This is a genomic window from Marinococcus halotolerans DSM 16375, assembly GCF_000420725.1.
Taxonomy (GTDB): Bacteria; Bacillota; Bacilli; order Bacillales; family Marinococcaceae; genus Marinococcus; species Marinococcus halotolerans.
The window spans coordinates 66,911-92,825 of sequence record NZ_ATVM01000002.1 but is presented as its reverse complement, the minus strand read 5'-3'; the positions used below and the strand labels follow the sequence as shown (position 1 = coordinate 92,825).

At 51.0% G+C, this 25,915-nt stretch carries 25 protein-coding genes; 9 read left to right on the top strand and 16 right to left on the bottom strand.

Annotated features, from left to right (window positions below):
* Positions 1–20: 20 nt before the first annotated feature.
* A complete protein-coding gene (locus tag G548_RS0101910; RefSeq protein ID WP_022792461.1) occupies positions 21–1,496 on the bottom strand; it encodes a HAMP domain-containing sensor histidine kinase in 1,476 nt (491 codons plus the stop codon).
* The gene (locus G548_RS0101905; RefSeq protein ID WP_022792460.1) at positions 1,480–2,178 is read right to left on the bottom strand and encodes a response regulator transcription factor; all 699 of its coding nucleotides are present in this window, start codon (positions 2,176–2,178) and stop codon (positions 1,480–1,482) included. The genes G548_RS0101910 and G548_RS0101905 overlap by 17 nt, the downstream gene beginning before the upstream one ends.
* 945 nt (positions 2,179–3,123) lie before the next feature.
* Between G548_RS0101905 and manA the strand changes: the two genes are divergently transcribed.
* Together manA and G548_RS0101890 are read left to right on the top strand one after the other, a co-directional pair.
* A complete protein-coding gene (manA, locus tag G548_RS0101895) occupies positions 3,124–4,092 on the top strand; it encodes a mannose-6-phosphate isomerase, class I (RefSeq protein ID WP_022792458.1) in 969 nt (322 codons plus the stop codon).
* 37 nt (positions 4,093–4,129) lie between these two features.
* On the top strand, positions 4,130–4,771 hold the full coding sequence (locus G548_RS0101890; protein WP_022792457.1) for a class I SAM-dependent methyltransferase: 642 nt from the start codon (positions 4,130–4,132) through the stop codon (positions 4,769–4,771).
* Here G548_RS0101890 and G548_RS0101885 read toward each other — a convergent pair.
* Genes G548_RS0101885 through G548_RS0101865 form a run of 5 tightly spaced genes read right to left on the bottom strand, consistent with a single transcriptional unit; the run spans position 4,763 to position 9,350 of the window.
* Entirely contained in the window at positions 4,763–5,293 is a 531-nt protein-coding gene (locus G548_RS0101885; protein ID WP_022792456.1) for a chromate transporter, read from the bottom strand. The two genes, G548_RS0101890 and G548_RS0101885, sit on opposite strands and share 9 nt — an antisense overlap.
* The gene (locus tag G548_RS0101880; RefSeq protein ID WP_022792455.1) at positions 5,290–5,847 is read right to left on the bottom strand and encodes a chromate transporter; all 558 of its coding nucleotides are present in this window, start codon (positions 5,845–5,847) and stop codon (positions 5,290–5,292) included. The genes G548_RS0101885 and G548_RS0101880 overlap by 4 nt, the downstream gene beginning before the upstream one ends.
* A 23-nt stretch (positions 5,848–5,870) precedes the next feature.
* Positions 5,871–7,484, bottom strand: a complete 1,614-nt coding sequence (locus G548_RS0101875; protein ID WP_022792454.1) for a gamma-glutamyltransferase family protein — start codon at positions 7,482–7,484, stop codon at positions 5,871–5,873.
* 14 nt (positions 7,485–7,498) lie between these two features.
* Positions 7,499–8,683, bottom strand: coding sequence for an amidase (locus G548_RS0101870; RefSeq protein WP_022792453.1), 1,185 nt, complete (start codon positions 8,681–8,683; stop codon positions 7,499–7,501).
* A complete protein-coding gene (locus G548_RS0101865; RefSeq protein WP_169435224.1) occupies positions 8,676–9,350 on the bottom strand; it encodes a GntR family transcriptional regulator in 675 nt (224 codons plus the stop codon). Before G548_RS0101865 ends, G548_RS0101870 begins: the two co-directional genes overlap by 8 nt.
* 146 nt (positions 9,351–9,496) lie before the next feature.
* Here G548_RS0101865 and G548_RS0101860 point away from each other — a divergent pair, with 146 nt between their 5' ends.
* The 3 genes from G548_RS0101860 (at position 9,497) to G548_RS0101845 (ending at position 13,050) form a co-directional block, all read left to right on the top strand.
* On the top strand, positions 9,497–10,231 hold the full coding sequence (locus G548_RS0101860) for an SDR family oxidoreductase (protein WP_022792451.1): 735 nt from the start codon (positions 9,497–9,499) through the stop codon (positions 10,229–10,231).
* A 414-nt stretch (positions 10,232–10,645) separates the two neighbouring features.
* Positions 10,646–11,770 carry an ABC transporter ATP-binding protein gene (locus G548_RS0101850; RefSeq protein WP_022792449.1) on the top strand — a complete coding sequence of 375 codons (1,125 nt, stop codon included), beginning with the start codon at positions 10,646–10,648 and terminating at the stop codon, positions 11,768–11,770.
* Positions 11,771–11,943: 173 nt separating this feature from the next.
* A complete protein-coding gene (locus G548_RS0101845; RefSeq protein ID WP_022792448.1) occupies positions 11,944–13,050 on the top strand; it encodes an AI-2E family transporter in 1,107 nt (368 codons plus the stop codon).
* Positions 13,051–13,110: 60 nt separating this feature from the next.
* Here the strand turns inward: G548_RS0101845 and G548_RS0101840 are convergent, their stop codons facing one another.
* A complete protein-coding gene (locus G548_RS0101840; protein ID WP_022792447.1) occupies positions 13,111–13,539 on the bottom strand; it encodes a small multi-drug export protein in 429 nt (142 codons plus the stop codon).
* A gap of 777 nt (positions 13,540–14,316) precedes the next feature.
* Between G548_RS0101840 and G548_RS0101835 the strand changes: the two genes are divergently transcribed.
* On the top strand, positions 14,317–14,523 hold the full coding sequence (locus tag G548_RS0101835) for a hypothetical protein (RefSeq protein ID WP_022792446.1): 207 nt from the start codon (positions 14,317–14,319) through the stop codon (positions 14,521–14,523).
* A gap of 111 nt (positions 14,524–14,634) precedes the next feature.
* On the opposite strand, the gene G548_RS0101825 is transcribed toward G548_RS0101835, so the two are convergent.
* The 6 genes from G548_RS0101825 to G548_RS0101795 form a co-directional block, all read right to left on the bottom strand.
* Entirely contained in the window at positions 14,635–15,117 is a 483-nt protein-coding gene (locus G548_RS0101825) for a (2Fe-2S)-binding protein (protein ID WP_027847134.1), read from the bottom strand.
* Positions 15,114–17,390 (bottom strand): xanthine dehydrogenase subunit D, encoded by a 2,277-nt coding sequence (gene pucD, locus G548_RS0101820; protein ID WP_022792444.1) that lies wholly within the window; start codon positions 17,388–17,390, stop codon positions 15,114–15,116. Before pucD ends, G548_RS0101825 begins: the two co-directional genes overlap by 4 nt.
* Entirely contained in the window at positions 17,387–18,253 is an 867-nt protein-coding gene (locus G548_RS0101815) for an FAD binding domain-containing protein (protein ID WP_022792443.1), read from the bottom strand. Before G548_RS0101815 ends, pucD begins: the two co-directional genes overlap by 4 nt.
* On the bottom strand, positions 18,229–18,831 hold the full coding sequence (locus G548_RS0101810) for a nucleotidyltransferase family protein (RefSeq protein WP_022792442.1): 603 nt from the start codon (positions 18,829–18,831) through the stop codon (positions 18,229–18,231). The genes G548_RS0101815 and G548_RS0101810 overlap by 25 nt, the downstream gene beginning before the upstream one ends.
* Entirely contained in the window at positions 18,828–19,829 is a 1,002-nt protein-coding gene (locus G548_RS0101805) for an XdhC family protein (protein ID WP_022792441.1), read from the bottom strand. Before G548_RS0101805 ends, G548_RS0101810 begins: the two co-directional genes overlap by 4 nt.
* Before the next feature lie 210 nt (positions 19,830–20,039).
* Positions 20,040–20,399 (bottom strand): Na-translocating system protein MpsC family protein, encoded by a 360-nt coding sequence (locus G548_RS0101795; protein WP_022792440.1) that lies wholly within the window; start codon positions 20,397–20,399, stop codon positions 20,040–20,042.
* A 294-nt stretch (positions 20,400–20,693) separates the two neighbouring features.
* Between G548_RS0101795 and G548_RS0101790 the strand changes: the two genes are divergently transcribed.
* Together G548_RS0101790 and G548_RS0101785 are read left to right on the top strand one after the other, a co-directional pair.
* Positions 20,694–21,062: a DUF485 domain-containing protein gene (locus tag G548_RS0101790; protein ID WP_022792439.1), complete on the top strand. Its 369-nt coding sequence runs from the start codon at positions 20,694–20,696 to the stop codon at positions 21,060–21,062.
* A complete protein-coding gene (locus tag G548_RS0101785; protein ID WP_022792438.1) occupies positions 21,059–22,621 on the top strand; it encodes a solute symporter family protein in 1,563 nt (520 codons plus the stop codon). The genes G548_RS0101790 and G548_RS0101785 overlap by 4 nt, the downstream gene beginning before the upstream one ends.
* A gap of 57 nt (positions 22,622–22,678) precedes the next feature.
* On the opposite strand, the gene G548_RS0101780 is transcribed toward G548_RS0101785, so the two are convergent.
* Positions 22,679–23,671, bottom strand: a complete 993-nt coding sequence (locus G548_RS0101780) for an AEC family transporter (protein WP_022792437.1) — start codon at positions 23,669–23,671, stop codon at positions 22,679–22,681.
* A gap of 122 nt (positions 23,672–23,793) precedes the next feature.
* The gene (locus tag G548_RS0101775; RefSeq protein WP_022792436.1) at positions 23,794–25,287 is read right to left on the bottom strand and encodes a potassium/proton antiporter; all 1,494 of its coding nucleotides are present in this window, start codon (positions 25,285–25,287) and stop codon (positions 23,794–23,796) included.
* 299 nt (positions 25,288–25,586) lie between these two features.
* Here G548_RS0101775 and G548_RS0101770 point away from each other — a divergent pair, with 299 nt between their 5' ends.
* On the top strand, positions 25,587–25,889 hold the full coding sequence (locus G548_RS0101770; protein WP_022792435.1) for a membrane protein: 303 nt from the start codon (positions 25,587–25,589) through the stop codon (positions 25,887–25,889).
* Positions 25,890–25,915: the final 26 nt, after the last annotated feature.

Sequence of the window (25,915 nt, the reverse complement as noted above, 5' to 3'; positions counted from 1 at the left end):
AAGAAGTCAGGCATAGGGTTTTACATTACATCTGTTTGTTTTTCACGATTGGTCTCCTCGCCCGGCACGTCCTGCGGCAGTTCAAATACAAATACTGTTTCTTCCGGGCGGCTTGACTGCAGATACAGGTCACCACCAAGCCCCTGGGCGATTAGTTTACTGAACGGCAGGCCGAGACCGAGGCCGTGCACGCTGTACTTTTTATTTTCTCCCCGGTAGAAACGTTCAAATACAAGCAGCTGTTCCTCCTCGTCAATACCCATGCCGCTGTCTATTACTTCAATTGCCACCATGTGATTCTCTGTTTCACGACACCGTATAATCAGCGTCCCTTCCTTATTCATCGCCTGGTTCGCATTATTCAAAAGGTTTACCATAATCTGCTGGAAGCGCATCGGGTCGGTATAAACCGCGTGCGTTTTTTCACCGTACAGCTTTTGAATATCCAGCCGGTCCGTATCATTAGAAATCGACCATTGATGGATGACCTCATTCAGCAGCGACTCCAGCGTCAATGGCTGCATGTCTGTCGGGACGCCCTGGGAGGAGAAGGTGTTAAATTCAAGCAGATCCGCAATCATGTTCCGCATTCTGCCTGTTTCAGCCAGCGTTACGCTCAAAAATTCCTTCGCCTCATCGCCGGTCACTACATCATCTTTGACCGCCTGCACCATCCCGCTGATAGAAGTAACCGGAGTTTTTAACTCGTGGGTGACCCCGGCAAGCAGCTCGGTCCGCATGCTTTCAAGCTGTCCGAGTCTTGTGGTCATATCATTAAAGCCGGTAACCAGCTCATCAACCTCCCGCTCCTTCGCCTCGGTATCAATATGAATGGCGTACTTTTCTTCCTTCACACGCTGAAAGGCTTCGGCAATTTGCTTGATCGGCCGGAGCATTCGTTTGGATAAAATGTAAATCGTGAGCCACCCCAGTACAGCCAAACTCACCAGCAGAATGCCGACCAATTGGTACTGGCCGCCGACTCTTACCAGTGAATCAGCCGGCTGGACGATCACCACCCATCCTTCAAATGACCCGTCATCACCCTGTATACGTGACTTAACCAGGTACTGCTCCAGATTTCCCTGCTGCACCTTAACCGTCTGCGGTCCGGACTCGAGAAAGGAATCCGGAAATACGACGGGATCCTGGTAGAGCGAATTTCCGAATAAAGAATTGGATACAATGTTTCCATTATTATCCACGACGTATACAAGCGGCTCTGTTTCAATATCAAATGCCTGCTGGCGCTCACGCACGTATGAAGCAAGATCTGCGTTTAAGCCAATCGAATTATCTTCTGTGCCGGATAAATCATCCGAAATTTCATCCGCTAGAAAAGATGTAACGTTCAGTCCGCGTTCAAGATTATAGGAACGGAGCCAGAAAAATGAAATCAGGCCAACGATAATTAAACCGATGCACAGCGTAATAAAATAGCGTGTCGTCCAGTAACGGAGCAGCGAAACTTTTTTATCTTTATTCCTCTTTAACACTGAGCTGATACCCCACTCCCCGGAGCGTCCTGATCTCTCCTTCTTCCACCGGCCAGTTTTTCAGTGACCGGCGGATCCGCTTGATGGCCAGGTCCACTGCCCGGTCGCTACCCTCGTAATCGATGCCCCACACGTGGGAAATTAACTGCTCCCGGTCAAAAAACTGATTCGGGTGATTGCTCAGAAAAATAAGCAGCGACAGATCCCGCGGTGTCAGATCAAGCTGCAGACCGTTCAGCGTTACAGCGTAGGCCTTTTCATCAATAACCAGGCTTCCAAACCGTTTAAGGTACTGTTCCTCTTCTGATGCAGAGACAGTTTTACCGCTCCGCCGGAGCACAGCCTGAACACGGGCCACCACTTCATCGCCTTCGAACGGCTTTGGGATGTAGTCGTCCGCCCCGCCGTCGAACCCTTTTAAACGGTAGTCCACGTCCCCGAGGGCGGTCAGCATTATACACGGGCAGTCGCTCGTGTTCCGGATATGTTCAAGCACCGCCCAGCCGTCCCGGCCCGGGAGCATGACATCAATTAAGGCTAAATCAAACGCTCCGCGGTCGAACGTCTCCACGGCTTCGTTTCCTTCATATATTTGAGTCACTTCAAAGCCCGCCTTCTGCAGATAGGCCCGAAGCACCTGACTGATTGATGTTTCGTCTTCAATTACAAGAATCGAGCTCATAGATGCTCTCTCCTTTCTCTATGTACTTTCATTATAAATCAACGTTGCCCAGGAACAAACGGGTTTCCCTGTGGTCTGGTACAAAAAAAAGACCCTCGCGGGGGAACGAGGGCGTACAGCTATATGAATCTAGGGGGTAATTCCATGAAGAGTGCACTACCCGAGTGAGTGCAGCTCTTAAGCCGAGCATTAATACCCAGCTAAAACACAATTGGATTGTTTGCATAGGGCCATCGTATCCACATGGCTTTTCGGCTTCATCTGCAGTTACAGGACGATCAATCGTTGTTCTAGGGGGGTCAACATATTTAAGGTCCTGGAACCAGTAAGCTGCATATCCTCATCTTTTCTTCATAGGTGCCAGTTATTTGTTACACTTTCCCTTTCGACAATGCAGCAAATACAGGGCGGAAGAAAACGATGATTCGATGCCGTTTACGTGGCAACTGTATCAGAAGCCGGCTTTCACTCCGCTTTCTAAGAAGTTGATCATGGTGCGGCGCGGGAGTGTTATAAGCCGTGGCGGCCTCTACATTTATTACTATAAGTGGTTTGTGTGTCAGCAAAATGTCAAAAGAAAATTTTTTAAAAGAAAAGCGTAGAATGTTTGATTACCGGCTGGGACGGCTCGAAATTCAGCCTGGCTTGAGACGAAGTCGCAAACGGGCTGAATCTTGAACGGACCACGGCCGGTAACATTCGGAGCTGGCCAATAAAAAAGTGCAGACATGCTTTATGGAAGTTCGCGATACTACAACCATGCCCTGTTCCTTCCCGTTTTCTATACCTTTACTATATCCTATAATAGGGTGGTCTGCCGGTCGTATTTCCGCTGAAGCCGGAAAAATTTACGTACGGATTTTCATAAACATTCTTGCAGGAATTGCAAAGCATTCTGCTCTTTGTCATATTAAATAGGAGACACACTATAAACGGAGGCTGAACATGGATCAATTTATCTTTTTTCAACCAATCTTTCAGGAACGTATCTGGGGTGGAAATAAACTACATACTCATTTTCATTACGATATCCCGTCGGCATCAACCGGGGAAGCCTGGGTATTTGCCGCCCACCAGAATGGCTCAAGCGTCGTAGCAAACGGCTCCTACGCAGGCAAAACGCTCATGGACCTCTGGCAGGACAAACGGGAGTGGTTCGGATCGTTAAAAGGCGACCGCTTTCCACTTTTAACAAAAATTCTCGACGCAGCCAGGGATCTTTCGGTACAGGTGCATCCGGACAACCAGTACGCCGCTGCGAACGAAAATGGGGAATACGGCAAGACTGAATGCTGGTACGTGATTGACTGCGATGAAGACGCAGAGCTCGTCCTCGGGCACAACGCCGACAGCCGGTCAGAGGCTACAGAGCTTATTGCTGCCGGCGAATGGGACGCTTTTTTACGAAGAGTACCGGTAAAACCCGGTGATTTTGTTTACGTGCCGAGCGGTACGATGCACGCCATTGGCGAAAGTGTGCTCATTTTAGAAACCCAGCAGAACTCGGACGTCACCTACCGCGTCTATGATTACGACCGGACCGATAATGAAGGGAACAAGCGGGAGCTTCATCTGCAGCAGGCCCTTGACGTGACTCATTTCCCCCATGAGGATGCGAAGGTGGAACCTTCCGTAGAGTCCGACGGCGAGGCAGAAGTCACTACCTTTGTGGAGGAAGACTACTTTTCCGTCTACAAATGGGAGGTGCACGGCACCGCTTCGTTCACATGCGAAGCACCGTTTCTGCTCTGCAGCGTCATTGAGGGCAGCGGCACTGTCGATAATCTGACCGACAGTGCGCCAATCCAAAAGGGCGACCATTTTCTCGTACCAAATCACGTGACCGACTTTACGATCGATGGCAATGTCACCTGCATTGTGTCCCATCCGAATGCTTCCCTTCACTCCTCTTAAATACAGAAAACCACCTTCTGCCAGGCAGAGGGTGGTTTTGTTATACTATAAGAAAACAAAGATTGGCGGCGGTACGATGAACATCTTTCCTCTATTATATACTCCGATCATGCAGCCCGTGGAAAAACAGTTTCTTTATGCACTCCGGCAAAAACATATTCCACCTCTTTCCGGCCAAGTTCTCGAGATCGGCTCCGGCCCCGGCGCAAATTTCCCTTACTACCGGGCAGCCACAAAGGTAACGGCCATCGAGCCAAATGACCGAATGCGTCTGCTGTCTCTGCCAGCGCAGCTGCACGCGCAGGTTCCTATCCGCACGCTCGGCGCTTCAGCTGAACGTCTGCCCTTTGAAGACAACACCTTTGACAGCCTTGTCTGTACGATCGTGCTCTGTTCTGTAGAGGACCAAATCCAGGTGCTGCAGGAATTAAAACGGGTATGTAAACCCGGTGCTGCCGCTTATTTTCTCGAGCATGTCCAGATGCCACAACCCGGGGCTGCCCGGCTTCAGCAAAGTATAACCCCGGTATGGAAGCATTTTTGCGACGGCTGCCATCTCGACCGTCCCACCCGTTCGCACATTGAACGGGCCGGATGGAGCATCACCCGGACAGACAGTTATTTTCAGGGGTTTTTATTATCCATGCAGGCTGTGCTTCCTCCAGAGCCGTCATCCTAAAAACAAAATGCCGTAGATGATCGCAAGAACAATGACCAGCGCCGGATGCAGCTTCGTTTTTTCAAGCAGCAGGTAGCTTGCCACGAGCATGCCAGCTGTCTGCCAGCCGCCCGCGCCCTCCCAGGCGTTGGTAAAAAACTGCAGCGTTAATATGCCGAGCAGCACCCCGATGACCGGACGTACGTAGGCTGTGAGCCGTTTTACCTTTGGGGAGTGCCGGTATTTGTATAAAAAGCCCATAAGTACGATCATTAAAATTAACGACGGGGCGACGGTTGCAAACAGACCGGCAGCGAGCCCCGGCCAGCCGGCGACTTCATATCCGATGTAGCCGGCCATTTTTGTGGCAATCGGCCCGGGCAGGGCGTTGCTGATGGCAAGCACTTCACTGAATTCACTCATGCTCATCCATTCATACCGGTTCACGACTTCGTGCTGGATAAGCGGAATGGAGGCCGGGCCGCCGCCGTAGCCGAGAATACCCGGTATAAAAAATGCCATAAAAACCTCTAAGTAAATCACGTGGAGGCGTCCTCCTCTCGTTTAGGGGGGTCCTTCTGCACCAGTGCTGCAATCAGAAGCACGGCAATGACGATCGCGGGGTGCACGCCGAGTACGCCGAGCACCACAGCGGCTCCGATAATAAATGCAATCGTCTTTGTCCAGCCCAGGTCGCCGCCGGATTTTTTAATAAATCCCCAGGTCAGCACCCCCATCAGCACTGTCACTACGGGCAGCACTCCGTTTGCAAGTCCGCTCACCCACGAAGCGTCCCGGTACTGGGATAAAATGCTGAAAAACAAAATCATTAACAATGCCGTCGGGGCGATGATTGCCGTCACCCCGTTCAGCGCCCCAAGAACGCCGCCGCGGCTGTAGCCGATATAGCCGGCAAGCTTGGTGACGATCGGCCCGGGCAGCGTGTTGGCAATCGCGAGTGTATCGCCGAACTCCTCGTCGCTCATCCAGTTATAGTGCTCCACCACTTCTTTTTGCACAAGCGGAATCGACGCCGGGCCTCCCCCGTAGCCAAAAATGCCAACCCGGAAGAAGGCCAGAAAAATTTTCCACTGCATCACTTCCACCTCTTCTCTTTTTATTACCAGGCAGCTACGTTGCCGTCTGTGCGGGACTCACTGCCCCCGCAGAGCACTCCGGTTTCCGGATCTCTCCATATAATCTGTCCCCGGCCAAAGCTCGAAGACTCTGTTTCTATTTTTACCGTGTGTCCTTTCCGGCTCAGCGCCTGAGCGGCTGCCCTGGAGAAGTCGGGCTCCACCGTAATCAGAGTATCCCGCTTCCACTGCCACCGCGGTGCATCCAGGGCGGCCTGCGGGTGAAGACCGAAATCAATGGTATTCATAATCATCTGCATGTGGCCCTGGGGCTGCATGAATTCCCCCATCACCCCGAACGGTCCGACAGGGTCGTTCCCCCTGGTCAAAAAGCCGGGAATGATCGTATGATACGGCCGCTTTCCAGGCATCAGCCCATTGGCGTGCTTTTCATCCATGGAAAAATTGTGCGCCCGGTTATGCAGGGCAATCCCGGTCTCCGGCACGACCATTCCTGAGCCGAAGCCCATGTAATTGCTTTGGATAAACGACACCATATTGCCTTCCCCGTCAGCAGTGGCAAGATACACTGTGCCTCCGCTGCTTGGGTCCCCTGCTTCCGGCACCTTCGCTTCGTTTCCAATTTCACCACGCCGGGCCTCTCCGTAAGTCTCGGAGAGCAGCTCTTCAGTGCTCCGGGTCATGGCATCCGACTGGGCGACGTATTTCTCCCCGTCCACAAACGCAAGCTTCATCGCCTCCATCTGATGATGAAGCGTGCTGATGCTGTCGCGCTCCTGAAAATCGTATCCCTTTAATATGTTCAGCGCCATTAAAGCCACAATTCCCTGTCCGTTCGGCGGAATCTCCCATACGTCATAGCCTTTGTAATGCACCGAGATCGGCTTTACCCATTCCGGCTTGTACAGCGCCAGATCCTTGGAACGCAGATAGCCGCCCTGCTCCTTCATGTAGGCGTCTATGTTTTTCGCCAGGTCCCCGCGGTAAAAGGATTCCGCCTTTGTGTCAGCAATTTCTTTTAACGTCTCTGCGTGCTCCCTGGAGCTCCACAGCTCTCCTGCTGCCGGTGTGCGGCCTTCCGGAGCGAACACCCGGCTCCAGTCGGCAAACACTGTCGGATTGAGCTCTTTTTCCAGCGTCTCAAAGGCAGATGCCCACAGCGTGGCGAGCGTCGAAGCTACCGGATAGCCTTCCTCAGCGTAAGCCACAGCCGGAGCGATCAATTCGGAAAATGGAAGCTTCCCGAAAGCACGCGACAGTTCTGCCCATGCAGCCGGCGCACCAGGTACGGTAATTGGCACCGGCCCCCGTTTTGGCATCTCGTCATAGCCGTCCTTATACAGCCCATCAATGGAAAGCTCCTCCGGAGCATAGCCGCTGGCATTCAGGCCGCGGAGCTCACCGTCCATCCAGACGAGTGCAAAAGCGTCCCCGCCAATGCCGTTGGATGTCGGCTCGAGTACAGTCAGGCTTGCTGCTACAGCGACGGCTGCATCCACAGCATTGCCTCCTTTTTTTAAAATGTCGAGACCTACCTGGGAAGCAAGCGGCTGTGAGGTGGCCACCATGCCTTTTTTACCGTACGTTGGCGCGCGGTAGGACGCATAGGGGTGATGGTGCGGATCAAATGAAATCATGACAATCGCTCCTTTTATAAACCATTGTTTTGAAGATGACGGACGACATCCTGGACAAAGGCCAGCAGCCGGCGGTCATCGTGCCGGCCTGCAATAATCGAAATTGAGATCGGGGCTTCCCCCGGTCTTTCCACTGGAATGGTCACCTGCGGCAGCCCGCCGATACCCGCAATACAGGTCAGCTGCATCGTACGCTTCCGCACCGCCTGGATCTCGTCTTCTCCGGCTTGAATTTTCGGGGCCGGCCCGGGCACAGTCGGAATAACCATCACCGTGTCCCTTCCAAGTCTTTGCTCCACCTCGTCCTGCAATTGCTTTCGTTTTTCAAATATATGAGGGTAGTTCTCCCGCCGGGTGTCAGCAGCAAATGCAAACCGGTCCCGGACACCGGGCCCAAACGACGGGTTGTGCTCCCGGATCCATTCTCGGTGCATTTCCCCAATTTCCACCGCCTGATGCAGCCGGAAGACTTCAGCCCATTCTGCGAGCGAATCTTCAGCCAGCCTGTTTTCATTTAGTGTTTCTGCCTGCGCCTGCACGGCGGAAAATACTTTTCCAAGCGTCTGCTTGTGTTCATCGGCATAATCGGCCCACGACTCCTCCTCCCACCAGATCGTCCGGTACGGCGCCGCTTCCTCTCCTGCCGGCAGCAGCGCCTCTCCTACCTGCTTTAAAATCTCTGGGTCTCTGCTCATCCATCCAACGGTATCAAAGCTTGGAGCGAGCGGAACGACGCCTTCAAGCGATACGGCTCCGTGTGTCGGGCGTATGCCGTACAGGCCGCAGTAGGACGAGGGGACGCGCACCGATCCGCCTGTATCGGTGCCCAGGGCAAAATCGACACTGCCGGCCGCTGCCGCTGAAGCCGAGCCGCTCGAGGAACCGCCCGGTATTGCTTCCGGGTCGGCCGGATTAACCGGCATACCGTAATGTACGTTATCACCGTGCAGGCTGTACATTAATTCATCACTTATAGTCGTTCCAGCCAGCGCAGCCCCGCTTCGGAGCAGTCGTTCAATCGCCGGTGCAGTGGCCGTGTTTTCCGGGTGCGTTCGAAGCCATTCCGGGTGCCCGGCAGATGTTTTTTCGCCATGGATCGCGAACACGTCTTTTACTGCAAATGTATACCCCGAAAGACTTCCGCTCATCGTAGGTTCAAGCCGCAGTTTTTTATTCATAAACGCTTCCTGTCTATTCATTTATCGAATCCTCCTCGGAAATAGCCTGAATGATGGCTTCAGCCGTTTTTTCTGCGTGCTCTCCGTTCAGCCGAAGCAGTTCTTCGCGTTTATTCTCCTGCAGCAGAGCAAGCATCTGCTTGTGTTCTTTTTGGGACATATGGATCGAATGCACGTCTGAATCAATGTTTGTATAGATGTTCATGTACGCTTCAATCCGGCTCCATACGTATTCAAGCGATTTTACCAGTGGTTCGGAACGGGAGGCCTCGTACCAGATCTGGTGAAACAAACGATTCTGTCTGCGCCACTCCATCGGTTCTAAAGCGTACCGGTCCATCTCTGCGATTCGCTCCTTCAGCCTGTGCAGACTCTCTTCATTCATCTGTTCAAAGGCCCAGGCCACCGCCAGTTCTTCGAGCTTATTACGGATGGCAAACAGCTCACGGACTTCACTGGCAGACAGGCGGCTCACATAGACACTCCGCTTTTCTTCAAACAGAAACCCTTCTGTTTTCAGCGTCGTAATCGCTTCCCGGACCGGCATCGTACTCACCCCGAAATCCTGGGCAATCTGCCGGATCGTCACCTTCTCCCCGGGCCGCCGCTCTCCCTGGATGATCTGCTGCTTCAGCAGCTTGTATACTTCTGTACGCAACGTTGAGACGTGCAAAGATGGTTGATTCACAGCACTCGCTCCTTTGTGATCTGTGATCACAAACATTTTTTATTATTTTAGCAGAAAAAACCTCTTCTGCAAACTAGTTTTTAGTTTACTTTGTTGGCGCCTTTCCTTCATATTTAAAAGAAGAGAAGCTCAAGGAGGACGATACCATGACAACACTAGTAACCGGAGTAAGCCATGACCAGGGAATCGGTGCTGCCGTATGCCGTCTGCTTGCTGAGCGTGGGGAGAATATTATTTTCACTACCTGGGGCTCTGACATCGACTGGGCCGCAGAATTTAAACTCCACCTCGAAAATCAAGGCATCGAAATTTATTATATCGAAGCCGATTTCTCAAATCCGGGCGCGGCGGATGAACTCATCGATCAGCTGAACGAACTGCCGCTGTTTCCGACCGCGCTCGTCAATAACGCTGCCTATTCAGCCAACGACAGCTATGAACGTTTAAACGGGGAAGCACTTGATGAACATTATTACGTTAATATGCGTACCCCTTTTCTGCTTACCACAAAGATCGCCCAGCGTTGGATTGATTTTGGCATCAGCGGAAAAATTGTAAACTTGACCTCCGGGCAGGATCTCGGACCGATGGTAAATGAAATCGCCTATGTATCTACGAAAGCAGCGGTTCGGGCATTTACCGAATCGCTGGCCGCCGAGCTCGCCCCTTATGATATCAACGTTAACGCCGTGAACCCAGGCCCGACCAACACTGGATGGATGGACCCGGCCATGGAAAAAGAGCTGTCAAAAAAATTCAGTAAAGGCCGGATTGGACAGCCGGAAGACGCCGCCAAAGCAATCGCCTTTCTGCTGTCGGACGAGTCGGACTGGATCGTCGGCCAGGTCATTCACTCCGAAGGCGGGTTTTTGCGTAGCTAAGGCTGGCAGGAGGCCGGTCAGTTCGATGTTGCTACAGGACGTAGCGGGTTTAATCGAACATCGGGCCCGCACGACGCGGGTCAGTTCGACGTTGCTACAGGATGTAGCGATTTTAGTCGAACAACCTTAATAACCTTCGCTTTTCTTTCTGAACGGCTTCCTTCGCTTTTCTTTCTGTCCAGCTTCGGAGCCTAACCGCTCGGGGTTACTTTCCAGCCGACTTCGGGCAGCAGGCTGCCCTGCACGTCTGGGAAGTACCTGTCGCGGTTGGCCAAGGCTCCTTCGCTTTTCTATTCACGTTGCACAATCTTTCGTTTGTTAACTTTGTTCAGGTTGTCTATATTAATCTGAAAGCGTTTTCTTTAATATAAACAACAGATCACATAAACCTTCTTCAAAAGGAGCGAACTTATTATGGCTGGTATCCGCATGAATCACATTACAAAAACATACGATGGTGACGTTACTGCAGTAGATGACTTTAATCTTGATGTCGAGGATAAGGAATTTATCGTTTTCGTCGGCCCTTCCGGTTGCGGGAAATCGACTACCCTCCGCATGATTGCCGGGCTCGAGGATATTACGGGTGGCGATTTATATATCGGAGATGAGCGTGTCAACGATGTCTCTCCAAAAGACCGCGATATTGCGATGGTTTTCCAGAACTACGCTCTGTATCCGCACATGAACGTATACAACAATATGGCCTTTGGCTTAAAGCTCCGTAAGTTCAAAAAAGAGGATATTGATCAGCGTGTGAAAAACGCAGCCGATATTCTCGGACTGACAGACTACCTTGACCGTAAACCAAAAGCACTCTCCGGTGGTCAGCGTCAGCGTGTTGCTCTTGGCCGTGCCATTGTCCGTGACCCTAAAGTCTTCCTGATGGATGAGCCGCTTTCCAACCTGGATGCGAAGCTGCGTGTGCAGATGCGTACAGAAATCATTAAGCTTCACCGCCGCTTAAACAGTACAACTGTTTATGTAACACACGACCAGACAGAGGCTATGACGATGGCGACCCGTATCGTTATTATGAAAGACGGCGTCGTGCAGCAGGTCGGCTCCCCTAAAGAAGTATACGACCACCCTGCGAACGTTTTTGTAGGCGGTTTCATTGGTTCCCCTGCGATGAACTTCCTGGAAGGACAAATTAACGGCACGACCCTTGAACTTGGAGAACACAAGCTCGATATTCCGGAGAGCAAAATGCAAATTCTCCGCGATCAGGGCTTTGAAAATGAAAAAGTAACCTTCGGCATTCGTCCGGAAGACATCCACCATGTAATGGGTGGAACTACTTCCTCGAAGAATAAACTGAATCTTGATATCGAAGTTTCTGAAATGAACGGCGCCGAATCGATTCTTTACACGAGCGTTAACGGCAAGCAGGTCATCGCCCGGGTAGATGCGAACAGCAGCATCCATGCCGGTGATAAGCTTGATCTTTTCTTCAACATGGACCGCTGCCACTTCTTTAACCCCGATACTGAAGAAGTCCTCACTCCAGAATTAAAAGAGCTTTCTGCCACTCAGTAAAACAGCCTCCAGCGCCTGTTCCCCTCCGGGACGGGCGTTTTTTTATGTTTTCATAGGTTTTTGAAAAATCATGAACCAGTTTTACGTTTCCGGCTGTATAATGAAGGGAACGTGTACAAACGTCTTGATTTTCGTCTATTCCCTATTTAAGAAAAGAGTGGTGATTGTAAAACATGTATCAATACAAATGGTTTCGTGTCTGTTTAGGCATTTTAGTCGTCTTAGCTATTGCTTTTATGGCCCGGCAGGTAGAATATATTTTTCAGCCATTATTCGTATTAGTAGGAACACTTGCTGCACCAATTATTATTTCGGGCATCTTAAGCTATTTGTTCCGGCCGTTTGTGACCCTTCTCTCCAAGTACATACCCCGTTCATTGTCTATTCTGCTATTGTACGGTGTGCTTGTTGGCATCATAGTTCTGATTGTAAACCTGGTCGGTCCGATTATTGCCAGCCAGTTTAATCAGCTGATCAATCAGATTCCAAGGTACTTTGAACAGGTACAGTCCTTTATCATGAACAACCAGAACCATCCGGCTATACAGCCGATTATGCAGGGAAATAACATTTCCATGGACTCCATTGGCTCCCAGCTCCAGAATTCGGCCAGCACGATTACCGATTCTCTTGTCTCCACGATTGTTTCGATCGGCAGCGCCATTGTCAGCTTCTTTGTTATCCTGTTTGTTATTCCCTTTGTGCTTTTCTATATTCTGCGCGAAGGCCACAAGCTTCCTGGTTTTATGCTGAAATTCGTGGACCGCGACCACCGTCCGGAGGTACACAAAATTTTACAGGACATGGACCGCGCCCTTGCCAATTATATTCAGGGACAAATTACCGTCAGCTTTATTGTAGGTATTCTTTCCATGATCCTTTTCTGGATTATCGGTCTGGATTACGTGCTCATTCTCGGCATCATCTGCATGCTGACGAATCTTGTACCGTTCGTCGGACCGTTCATCGGCACTATACCTGCCGTAGTGGTCGGGTTATTCCAGTCCCCGGTAACCGCACTGTTGGTTATTATCGGCGTCGTGGTAATCCAGCAGTTTGAATCCAACCTGATCTCTCCACAGGTCATGGGACGGGTGCTGAAGGTACACCCCGTCACCGTCATTTTCGTCCTGCTGTTTGCAAGCAGTATGTTCGGCCTGCTTGGGCTCATTCTCGCGATACCAGCGTACGCCCTTATAAAAGTGGTCGTTACCAACCTGTACCGGATTTGGCAGATTAACCGGCGCGGGAACAAACACCGCCGTGAAGAAATGATTTAACTATAAAAAAGCCGGCAGCCGCATCATTGCGCGCTGCCGGCTTTTTTCTGCCGTTACATATTAAAACCAGCCGAGTCCAAGCTGCATTGATCCGGCAATAGCAATACCGTAAATTAGAATACTCGTACCGGTGGAGAGAAACAATGTCCGCTTTGACATGCCGATGGCTTTAGCAATCACAGAAATGGCCCATACACCCGCAATCGGCGTCAGGAGTAGGATAACCCAGCCTCCGTACTGCTCTATTTTACTCCGGAACCGGTTAGCAGCCAGTTTTTCCATCCAGTTGGAGAAAAAGCTGATTCTCTCCATCTGCCGGTAAAAAAGTGTCACGGTCGGCACCGCCATAAAGTTTCCTACGGCTGCCCACAGCACAGCTGATACAGGGTCAAACCCTGCCCCCATCACTACAGGTACTGCAATATAAATTTCAAACAGTGGAAAAAACCCCATAAACCAGGCTAATGAAGCCATCGAGATGTATTCCATTATTTCTCCCCCTTCCCCGCCAAAATTTCACACAAAAATTATTTTAGCACGCGTTATTCTGGTTGGGAAGCGAAAAAACCTGTTAAGATGAAATTAACTCTTTATATATTTTCATATGTTTCAATTACTAATTATAACTGTATATACCTTTCATATGAATCCTTTCGTTGAAGAATCTGCTTTCAGAGTTATTCTTTTATAGCTCCCTCTTCTAAAGCACTAATATTTGTAAATTTTTTGCACAATTTAACTAAATTGCTTATTTCCCGGTCAAAAGCGGACAAATAAACTACAACAATCGATTTTTCTGATAAAAAAGAAGGTAAAAACAGGTAAATAGTCCTTTTAAATGCATATTTAATGCTTTCCTAGCGATATCCTTATTACGATAGATTACAATCACTTATATATCAGTATTTTCACCTTTTATCTACACGTCCATATGCTTTTCATACGGATCGACAAAAGATAGGTCTTTATTCTTGAAAGCGGGACATGGCTCCCGGCCCCCGCTTTTATCGTTACCTCTTTCTATTTTCTTCTAAATCAGTGAAGTGTTGATACTAAAGCATTTAAAGCATGTATTTTATTGCAAATTGCAAATTTGTAATGTGTTTGCTGTTCTTTTTAGCAAACTGGAATTCTCTCAGGAACAGTATCTGTAATTAGAATTGTTACTTATTTAGCATTTCTTCCAAATTTGTATCGTGGTACGGTAGATGTAACGAACTTTTCCTTTCGACAATGGTGTAAAAAGTGTTAAGGGGGCGAATGACAGTGTCGGAGAAAAATGAGACGCTTTATGTAGAATTGCTTGAATCTTCTGATGATCCGCATCAGAGCTTCATGGAGTTATCCCGTACGATTCTGGATCAAGGCGTCGACTCGGAGAAGAAAGTGGAAGTGATGCGAAGACTTCTGCAGGCGTATGATACCGTATCACGCAGGTACAAAACCGTCGTACCACTCCGGAAAGTAACATAAATAGACATATAACAGGGGGAAGCCGGCATGCTTGAGAGCGCCGGCTTTTTGTATGGTTTTTCTGTCTCTGCAGAAACAAAAAAGCCCGGGCTGAATGCCCGGACCTGCTGATTACTGAAGATTGACGGAGGCTGCCCTCACCGCCCGGATAATACCACTGTAGCCGGTACATCTGCAGATGTTTCCGGACAGCCCTTCCCGGATCTGTTCATCATCCGGGTCCGGCGTATGCCTGAGCAGCGACTCTGTGGCCATGATCATGCCCGGCGTACAGTAGCCGCACTGAAAGCCTCCTTCGTTCATAAATGCTTCCTGTACTATACTGCAGCGTTCTTCTGTACCTATGCCCTCGATCGTTGTTACTTCCTTGCCTTCCACCTGATAGGCAAGCAGCAGACACGAGCTTGTGAGCCGGCCGTCCAACCAGATCGAACATGCCCCGCACCGGCCGATGCCACAGGAAATCTTCGTTCCTGTTTCATGCATCCGGTCTCTTAAAAGATCGACGACCCGGTCCATGGGGGAAGCCTCGATACTCACCTCTTCTCCATTAACATGGAAGGTGCACGCGTATTTGCCCTGCCGGCGTTCTATCCCCCGGGAATCTTTTCTGGTTTGTTCCAAGGCAGAAGCCCCCTTTGCTGAATCTGTTGTAGTACCCATTCTCTTGAAACAGGAAGCTTATGTGGACGGGCTCCAATTGCCTGATAAATAGCTTCCGCAATCGCCGGTGCCACTGCAATTGTCCCTATTTCCCCGACGCCCCTTGGTCCGTGAATGTCCCCTTCCATCACTTCTTCACGCGGCTTTACCGTCACATTATCCGGAAGGTCCTTTACTCCCGGCATCAGGTACGTATCGAAATTTTCCGTCTGGTAGCGCCCTTCGTCCATTACGGCGTCCTCCATCAATGTGTACCCGAGCGCCATAATGCCGCCGCCTTCAATCTGTCCTCTGTACCCCTGCGGATACATAACAGGACCGGCGGATACAGACTGTTTCAAATCAAGTACCCGCACGGTGCCGGTTAACAGGTTTACCTCTACCTCTGCACTCACACCGCCGAAGGAATACAAATAATGACCCGAGTCAATTTCATCCGGCGTGACCGGAAAATCAAATGCCGTGTGCGTTTCAATATCGCCCTCCTGCACATATTCCGCCAGCGCCTTGTAGCTTAAAAAGAGCGAAGGCTCTGTCCCTATTTTATGAACACCGCCTGCCCCCAGGTATAAATCTGCTGCGGCCGTCGCGGTTACTCTCGATGCTTCAGCCAGCAGCTGTCTGCGAAAGGAGTCCTTCATATTTTCCACTGCTGTCCAGACCATACCTGTGCCGCGTGAAGCGGTGGTTGAACCAGAAACCGGCACTTTGTTGGTATCACCGATCGTAATTTCAATATCCTCTTCATGGCAGGAAAATGTGTCTTTCATCACCGTTTCAATTACAGCTGCAATGCCCTGCCCGCATTCTTCAAACCCAAAAGCGGCCTCAAGCTTTCCTTCCTTCGTGAGGGCAAGCCGCCCGCCGGAGGGATCCAGCCGGCCGTAGCCAAGACCTCCTCCGTGCATGGAGACCGCGCCTCCCCGGCCGTTTTTCACCCACGGAGTTTCTCCCGCATTACTCAGCGGCAGCTGCTGCCAGGCGGTGACGTCTTCAAGTATCATCCGTCCACCATCCGTCGGAGCAATTTCCTGGCCGAGCGGCCCGGCATCTGAAGGCTTTCTCATATTTTTGGCGCGCAGCTCTGCTCCTTCCATTCCCAGCCTTTCAGCCAGCCGGTCCATCTGCCCCTCAAGCGCAAACGTTACCTGATTGCCACCAAATCCACGGAACTCTCCGGCCACTCCGTTATTTGTGAAGACGGAAACACCGGTAGTCGCAATGTTTGGGATCGGATACAGCCCGCTCGCATGCTCGACAGCAAATTCCAGAATCGCCGGGCCAAGCGTCGCGTAAGCCCCGGTATCCGCATAAATCGTCGTTTCATGTGCAAGGACACGCCCGTTTTCATCAGCGCCCGTCCGCATCGTAATTGCCATCGGATGGCGCTTCAATCCTGCCCGCACCGACTCTTCCCGGGTGTTATGCACACGGACCGGAAGGCCTGCTTTTAGTGCCAGCAGCGCTCCGTACGGCTGCAGGTTCAGCTCATCCTTGCCGCCAAACGAGCCTCCAATCGGGCTCGAGATGATGCGTATTTTCTCTTCCGGGGCGTCCAGAATTCTCGACAGCTGAAAACGGTCTTTGAATCCGTGCTGGGTGGCCATGTATACGGAAATGCCTCCGTCTTTTTCCGGGACCACCACCCCGCCTTCTGTTTCCATGTAGCCGTGCATCTGACGGGGGAGCTGATACGTTTCTTCGACAATACTGGTGCATCCCGCAAAGCCCTCCTGCAGATTCCCGCGTGTATAATAAGCTTCATGCAGGATGTTCCCGGCTTCGTGCAACAGCTCCGCTTCGGGATCCAGTGCTTTCTCGACCGAATCAAGCACAGGCAGCGGCTCGTATTCCACTATTACAGCGGCCAGCGCCTGATCCGCCGCTTCAGCTGATTCTGCTGCCACTGCGGCTACTGCATCCCCTGTATAGCGTACTCTGTCTTCACAAAACACGGGCTGGTCCGGTGTAACGATGCCAAAGCGGTTTAATCCGGGTACGTCGTGATGGGTCAGCACCGCATGAATGCCCGGAAGCGCTTCTGCCGCTGACGTATCGATTTTTTTAATACGGGCATGCGGATACTCGCTTCGAAGTACTTTCCCGATCAGCATATTTTCTTCAAAGCGGTCGGTTAAATATTTTAAGGCCCCGGTCACTTTCGGTGCAGCGTCCGGCCGGCGCTGATATTCTGGCTGTTTCATGCTTTATGCACGCCTCCCTTTTCTGCCTTATCGTCGAGCCACAGGTGGGACAAAAATAAGTGGGCGGCCGCCTGCAGGCGGTAGTTTCCCGAAGAAAATGGTTCGTCTTCCGGCTGATAATCAGCTGCAAACGCCTCAAAGAACGCTTCCGGAGTCCACCCGGGTTCTGCCACACATGCTTCTGCCTGACGAAGCCGCAGCGGGGCATCTTTTCCGCCTACTAACGCAAGCCTCGCCCTCACGCTTCCGTCTCCCTGCCTGCAGAAGCAGCCGCTCACGGCAAGGAGCGAGGCAGTGAATGCTTCCCGGCGGCCGATTTTTTCAAAAAAATGTACTTCCTCCGGCCCGGCTTCCAGCGTTTTTGGCAGCAGCACAGCCGTTAATAGAAACACCCCATCATAGGAAGCTGCTTCTTCCACCGGAATACGGTCATATGACTCCCCGTTCCAGATTTCAAGCTCCGCCTGCAGCGCAATCAGTGCCGGCAGGGTGTCTCCGTGTCCGTACATAATGTTGCCGCCGATGGTACCTCGCGTGCGCACAGCCGGAGCAGCAATCCGCCGCATCGCCTCCCCCAGTATTTCCCGGGAAATAACCGCCTCCTGTATTAACTGTTCGAGTGTCATACAGGCACCGACGCGCACGTACTTTTCTTCTTCCTGCAGAGACGCAAGTCCGAAGATACGCTCAAGGACAATCACGTTGCCGGCGAATGCTTTTCCCTTTTCCCGTTCGACCTGCCGCCATGTACCTCCGGCAATCCATTCCGCGTCAGGGAGAAATTCCTGATACAGAGCAAAGGCTTCCTGAACCGTTTCCGGTATCCATACCACCGGTGTTACTGTTGTCTGTGCAGCATCCATCTGTACTCCTCCTCGGTGTCAACGTCCAGCTGTTCGACCTGCCGAAAGCCTGTGTACGGGCTTCCTGTCCAGGCGTGCTCCGTCCGCAGAATAGAAGCAGCCCCGCGGTCGCCCTCCACCATCTGCAGCGCAGCAAACATCTGTTCTTTAAACAGCATAGGCGGCTGGTAATGGTGACCGGTCCACATGCCTGCGAAATCGCACGCCTGGGTCCGGGCCTGGGCTATTAACCGGTCGATTGTTTCTGCTGTCAGGCCAGGCTGGTCGGCAAGTACGACGAGGACCGCTTCCGCACCGATACGAACCGCTTCGTTCACTCCAGTACGGAGGGAATACGCCTGCCCTTTCACTGCCTGCGGACTGGCCGCCAGACGTACCGTCCGCTTGTTTTGTTCGAATATTCTGTTATCTATCCATACAGACTGATTCGTCACGATAATAACTTCCTCGGCGCTGCTCTTTAGCACCTGCTGCAGCGCACTGCTTCCGAGCGTCGTATTTCTCCAGGGTTTTTCGAGTTTATTGTGGCCCATGCGGGAGCTTTTTCCTGCTGCTAAATAAATCACTGCCGTTTTCATGCCATCACCTCTTTAGTTGCTGCGGTATTTTGAAGAGCTATCAGCTGGCTGACCACGCTTACCGCAATTTCTTCAGGCCCTTCTGCTCCAATGGACAAACCAATCGGGGTTGTAACCATCTCCGGCAGCGTCTCTGTCTGCAGCAGGCGTTTCGTTCTCGTCTTTGAACCGAGTACACCGATATATGCCATTGGCTGCTGCAAAAGATGCGTCAGCGCCTCCCTGTCCCTTTCAAAATGATGAGTCATAATCACCGCCATGTCTCCGGGGCGAAAAGCTGTTTCTGCCCACCATTCATGGGGAAATCCAAGTACCCTGCCGGCCTCCGGCACCTCGTTTTTTACGGCTTCCAGGGCCGCCGGGCGCCAGTCAAGAGCCGTAACGTCGTATCGGCAGCGCGCCGCCATTTGTATGAGCGGACGCGCATCCGCTCCGGCGCCGAAAACAAACAGTCTTGGCCTCGGGCGGATCGTCTGGACAAATATCTTTTCATTCCGGCTGTCTGAAATGGAAGAACAGCCGCTTCCGCGCTTCATGGTGGCTGCCTGCCCGGCCAGCTGCGCTGTCTGTCCATCCGGTGCCCTGCCGCAGATGAACCACCCGCTCTCTGTGGTCGTCGCCCACCTCAGCACTGTTTCTCCCTGGTTTACGGCCTCTTGCATCCGGCGCATAGAGGCGGCCAGTGCTTCCCTTACCGGTTCAAGCAGCACTTCAATCACTCCGTTGCAGCCTGTACCTTCTCCCCAGGAAAGCTCTTCGTAGCCCCGCATGTCATACGAAACCAGCTGCGCACCTTCAGCATGCACGTCTTCAATCCGGTGATGGAGGTCCCCTTCAAGACAGCCGGAACTCAGCATGCCGACGGAAACCCCATCTGCCTTTAGCAGCATGGTTGTGCCTTCCTTCCGGTACGCCGATCCTTCCACATTCGTAATCGTCGCCATTATTTGTTTTTCGTCTGCAGTAAGCTGCGGAATAATATCATGCAGATGGTCCATGCATCTCGCTCCTTTTATAAAAAAAGCCGGAGAAAGGCACAGGCGTCTGCTCCTGCGTTTCTCCGGCCTCTTCATCCTCGTCTAACAAGAATCAAGCTTCCGTCTGGATGGAAAGAGAAGAGCTGCCGGTCTACAGCAGGTCTTCTTCTTAACTATTTGTATTTATTTTACTTATATCCAGGCTGCCTGTAAGGAAAGATGTCATATAATCTAACGCGTTTTTTCTTCCAAGTAAATAACGGTCGCCGCTGCCCCCGATACAGGATCAAAATCCTTCAGCACAGTACGTACCGGCAGATCCAGCTCCTGTATCAGCAGATGATGCAGGCGTTTCTTAAATTCGTCCACCAACGCCGCATCCACCTGGCCGGTCAAAGCCTCATTGCGCTGTTCGAGTGCCCGCAGCGCAGGCACTCTTTTGTGCTCCGCAAAAATAATACACTTGTGCTGTAACAGCTCTACCTTTAACGTTTTCACCCCCACATCATACATCTCCTGGTTCACACTGTTGTACAACTGGGCGATTTGCTGTTTGATCCATTTTTCACTCTCAAACTGTTTTTCCCACACATTAACCCCGTCCTTTCGTTCATGATTTATTATAACGAATAACGCGGTCTTAGCCTATTTTCATGAAAGATTTTTTACCTCCGGAATTATTAACTAGGAGTTTTGTACTAATTTAAGTTTCTAAGGTACTGTTATGCAACAATTTTGGATTTTTTCTGACATTTCCGATTGACGGAAGCGCTTTCATATTATAAGTTTAATTTGTCTCCTTCCTTTCTGCTGCATGTCGTTGCTGTCGATACTTTTATCTTACTTACGCTGACTGAATTTTATTTGAAAAAGGAGGAATAAACTATGGCTGTCAAAAAAGAGTCCGATGCAACTAACGAAACCTTTACCTCCGGCGGCGGGGTGAAATATTCCGAAGCCGTGGAAAACCCTGCATTTAAAAACCTCATGTCAAAAAAGAAAAAATTTATCGCACCCTTAACGGTGTTCTTCCTGCTATTTTACCTGGCTCTTCCGGTTTTAATTCTTACATCGGACGTGCTGAACAACTCGGCCATCGGGCCAATCACCTGGGCATGGATTCTCGCCTTCGCACAGTTTGCCATGACCTGGACACTCTGTATTCTTTACGTACGTAAATCCGCTAAATTCGATAAAGACGCCGAAGCTATCATCGAGGAAGAAGAACGCAAAGCTAAGGGGGATCATTCATGAATGCAACGGTCATCACACTATTTCTAATAATCGTCAGTCTCACCCTTGTTATTACGTACTTTTCAGCGAAAAAAACCAGCTCGGCCAGTGACTTCTATACGGCCGGCGGCGGACTGACCGGCTGGCAGAACGGCCTCGCCATTTCAGGGGACTACTTATCGGCCGCTTCCTTTCTCGGGATCGCCGGCGCCATTGCCTTATACGGCTTTGACGGTTTTCTTTTCAGCATCGGTTACTTAGTAGCTTACCTGGTCGTTATGTTTGTGGTCGCTGAACCGCTTCGTAACCTCGGCCAGTACACGCTTGCTGACATGCTGAACGCCCGCTTCGACGCGAAAAAAATCCGCGGGGCAGCAGCCTTCAGTACCATTACCATCGTTATTTTTTATATGATTGCCCAGCTCGTCGGCGCAGGAGCTCTCATTCAACTTCTGTTTGGCATTCCTTACATCTGGGCCGTTATTCTGGTAGGTATTATGATGACAACCTACGTGCTGTTTGGCGGCATGACTGCCACCAGCTGGGTGCAGATCACAAAAGCTGTACTACTTATGATTGGTACACTGATTATTTCCATCATGGTGCTGTGGCAGTTTAACTTTAACGTCATTGCCATGTTCCGGGAAGCAGGCCAGGCGACGCCCGCAGGAACCAATTTCCTGAATCCGGGACAGCAGGATAAACTGCCGCTTGACTCCTTGTCCCTCATGATTGCACTTGTACTTGGTACAGCCGGCCTTCCACATATTCTGATGCGCTTTTTCACTGTTAAAGATGCAAAAACGGCCCGGAGCTCCGTTGTTACGGCTACATGGATCGTTGGTATCTTTTATATTCTAACTGTCTGCTTAGGCTTTGGCGCTGCAATTTTTGTCGGCCGCTCCGACATTATCGCTGCCAACCCGGCCGGAAACATGGCTGCACCGCTTCTCGCTCAGGCTCTCGGCGGCGATCTGCTGTTCTCCTTTGTCTGTGCCGTAGCCTTCGCGACGATTCTCGCCGTTGTGGCAGGCCTCGTTCTTTCCGGCGCCAGTGCCTTTGCCCACGACCTGTACGGCCAGATTGTTAAAAAAGGGAAGGTGACCGAGCGTCAGGAGGTAGTCGCAGCCCGTACTGCTTCTCTGACAGTGGCTGTGCTTTCCATTGCACTTGCGATTTTCGCGCAGAACTTAAACGTTGCCTTTCTCGTGGCACTCGCCTTCTGTGTAGCCGCCAGTGCGAACCTGCCGGTTATCGTTTACACGATTTACTGGAGACGCTTTAATACAAACGGAGCGATTACCGCGATTGCAGTTGGTCTGATCAGCTCAGTCGGCCTGGTAATTATCAGCCCGAACGTCATGAACCCTGACGGCAGCGCATTCATTGCCGCCCAGGCAATCTTTCCGCTCACCAACCCGGCGATCGTATCTGTACCGCTCGGCTTTCTTGGCGGCTGGATCGGTACGCTTGTTTCCAAAGAAGCGGAATCCGGACGTTACGACAAGGTACTATTTAAAGCCAACACCGGCTACCGCGAATACGACCTTCAGGGTCGCGCCATTAAAAAAGACGAATAGCCTTCATACAAAAACACCGGAGCGGCTCCGGTGTTTTTGTGCGTTATTCAGATTTAATCAGGCCACCTGCTGGGCGATAAACACGGTAAGCGGCAGCAGCAGAAGGCTGATGACCGTTGTTGCAATCAGCGCTACGATACCGAGCTGCTTGGAGCCGCCGTGAATGTAGCGTTCAAATAACACGGTAGCAAGCGTAAAGGTTGGCATCGACGCCTGCACGATAATAATTTTACCGAGAAGCTCAGGAATCGGAAGCAGCCATACCAGGAGGCAGGCCGCCGTCGGGACGGTAAACACCTTCACCAGTACGGCTGTGCCCATAAACCGCTTGTACCCGGTTTTCACCATTTTCCAGTTCGCAGACGTGATCGTCGGAATCAAAAGCCCGATCAGAATCATCGCAAGCGGGGCAGCCAGTCCCGAAATGGTATTTATCGTTTCGAGAAAAATCATCGGAAGCATAACACCGGCGGAGGCCAGCCCCACCGAACAGACAAGCGTCAAAAACGGCGTATTTAAAATCGCCGTCAGCTGCCGGAACGAAAAACGCCCCGGCTTCAACAGCAGAATACCAATCGTGAACACGCTCGTCATGGTTCCGGCATCATACACCGCCGCATACGACCCTGCTTCGGTGCCAAACAAAATGGTAATCAGCGGAATACCGATAAAGCCGGTATTGCCGCATCCCGATACAATCGCAAGCTGGCGGGCCTCCATATCTGTATAATGAAACGAGCGCCCAATCGAATAGCCAAGAGCCATCCCGGTCCATGTGAGCCCGAGCGCACATGCATAAATCATCGCAAACGACGCCCAGGTGGAGCTGTTGAAATCCAGCTGAAAAATACTGTATACCACCACGGCCGGAAGCGCGAAATTAATAGCCACAAAGGAGATAAAACGGCGCGTTTCCACCGAAACGTCAATCATTTTAGAGGTGACAAGGCCGATGACCACCATCACGGCCATCATAAACACCGGCGTAATTATATCAATAATAGACATCCGTCTCGCCTCGGTTCTTTCATTATTTTCCTGAAGCTGCACGTGTTCTATCTTAATACAAATCAGCAGGAATGAAAACGAATGAAAGCTTGCTGTATCAATAAATTTCGTGCAAACGCTTCCCTCACAAAAAAGCTGCCCTCCATCTGGAAGGCAGCGATCTATTAAGGGCTCGTCTTAGGCTCAGGGTGCTTTTTGCGGTTCAACAGCCGCCGCAGATCGTCCTTTTGCTGTCTGGAAACGAGAATGTACAGAAAGTCCCCTTCCTGAATCTCGGTATTTCCGCCCGGCGTTACGAGTTCATTATTCCGCACCATGGCGCTTACAGTTGCATCATTTGGAAAGTTGATTTCATACAGCTGTTTACCGACAATCGCCGATTCCTCGCTCGCTTCAAACTGTACCATTTCTGCGTTGGCCGAGCCCATGCTGACGAGCTCGATGGAGTGGTACGGTATTTCTTTTTTCGGCCCGACCAGATGCAGAAGCTTCGCCACGTAGGAAATGCTCGAGCCCTGAATGAGCGCGGATGTCAGCACAATAAAAAACACGAGGTTAAAAATCAGCTGGGCATTGTCGAGACCGGCAACCACCGGAAACGTTGCGAGGACGATCGGCACCGCTCCGCGCAGGCCTGCCCAGGATAAAAACGTCCGTTCTTTTATCGTATAGCCGAGAAATGCCGTAGATATAAAGACGGCAAGCGGCCGTGCGACAAACATCAGGACAAAGGACAGCGCAATACCGGCAAGCATCACATCTGCCGTAAACACCTGGCCCGGAAAAGCAAGCAGACCAAGAATAATAAACATCAGAATCTGACTCATCCAGGCGAAGCCTTCATTAAACTGAAAGATCGAGTAGCGAAACGTCAGCTCCGAGTTGCCGATTACAAGCGCAGCTATGTATACTGCCAAAAACCCGCTCGCTCCAACGGCCGCCGTCACGCTGTAGGCCAGAAGCGCAAAGGCTACTGAAAAGATCGGGTACAGACCACTTGATTCAAGGCCGATATGGTTAATCGCAAACGAAGCGAAGCGGCCGAACAGCAGACCGAAAATAATACCGGCGCCGATCTGCCAGAAAAATGACGGAATGAGCATCCAGATGTTGGCATCCGCATTTGTAAGGAGTTCAATAAAGGATATTGTTAAAAAAACGGCCATCGGGTCGTTCGTTCCCGACTCGGCTTCAAGTGTTGCCCCGAGCTTGGCTTTAATATTTCTCTCCTTCAGGGCAGCAAACACGGCTGCCGCGTCAGTGGAACCGACAATGGACCCGAGAAGCAGCGCTTCATACCAGGTAAAGTCGAGCAGCAGGTACGCCGTGCCCCCAACACACAAGGAGGTGATCACTACGCCCGCGGTCGCAAGCGAAATGGACGGCACCGCCACCCGGCGCACCGTTGACCATTTTGTCTGCAGGCCGCCCTCAAACAGGATAATCACTAGGGCAAATATACCGACCAGCTGGGCTATTTCGGCATTATCAAAATAAACGATTTCCAGGCCATCGCTTCCGATCAGCATGCCGATCAGAATAAACAGCACCAGAGCCGGCAGCCCGAGCCGGTTCGAAAATTTAGCCACAACAATGCCGGCCACCAGCAGTAAACCGACAAGCAGAACGACTCCATCGTTTGCTTCCAAAAAATCCAATATGTTTCGTTCCTTTCATGACGCATGCCTTTGCATGCGTTATGTTTTATAGTTTTACGGTGTCTTATTAGGGAAAGCTCATACGCTGCTTCACAGCGCGTCAGGAATTGATACGGAAGAATGCAGCACACGTCTGCATCAAACGGGGAAATTGGTACATAATAATATACTCTTTTATCTTAACATTGATTTTTTATTCTCCATAGCAATCAGCCCTTTTGCGTTTATATGCGTAACGAAACCTTTTACAGGGAAAGGACGTATAGTGGTATACGCACATCAAAAGGAGGCAACCATTCATGGAAACGTCCCGGATACTCAAATGGGTCACCGGCGGGATTGAACTGTTTCTCGGTATCCCGATTATCGGCGGGCTCATTATTGTCGGCACAGGGTACCTGCCGCTGCAGATTATGCTTGTCGTCCATATTATCGCTCTTATTGCGTCTATTTATGATAAGCAAAAGAAAAGCGGCAACATTCTCGGCATCATTACGTCAGTCGTCGCCTATATCCCGGTTGTCGGTATGTTTATGCACATCCTCACCGGCATCTGGCTGCTTGTTGAAGCCTTTGGATATCAGCGCGAAAAAGAAATTTAAAGCGGGGCACGCCTTATGCAGGCGTG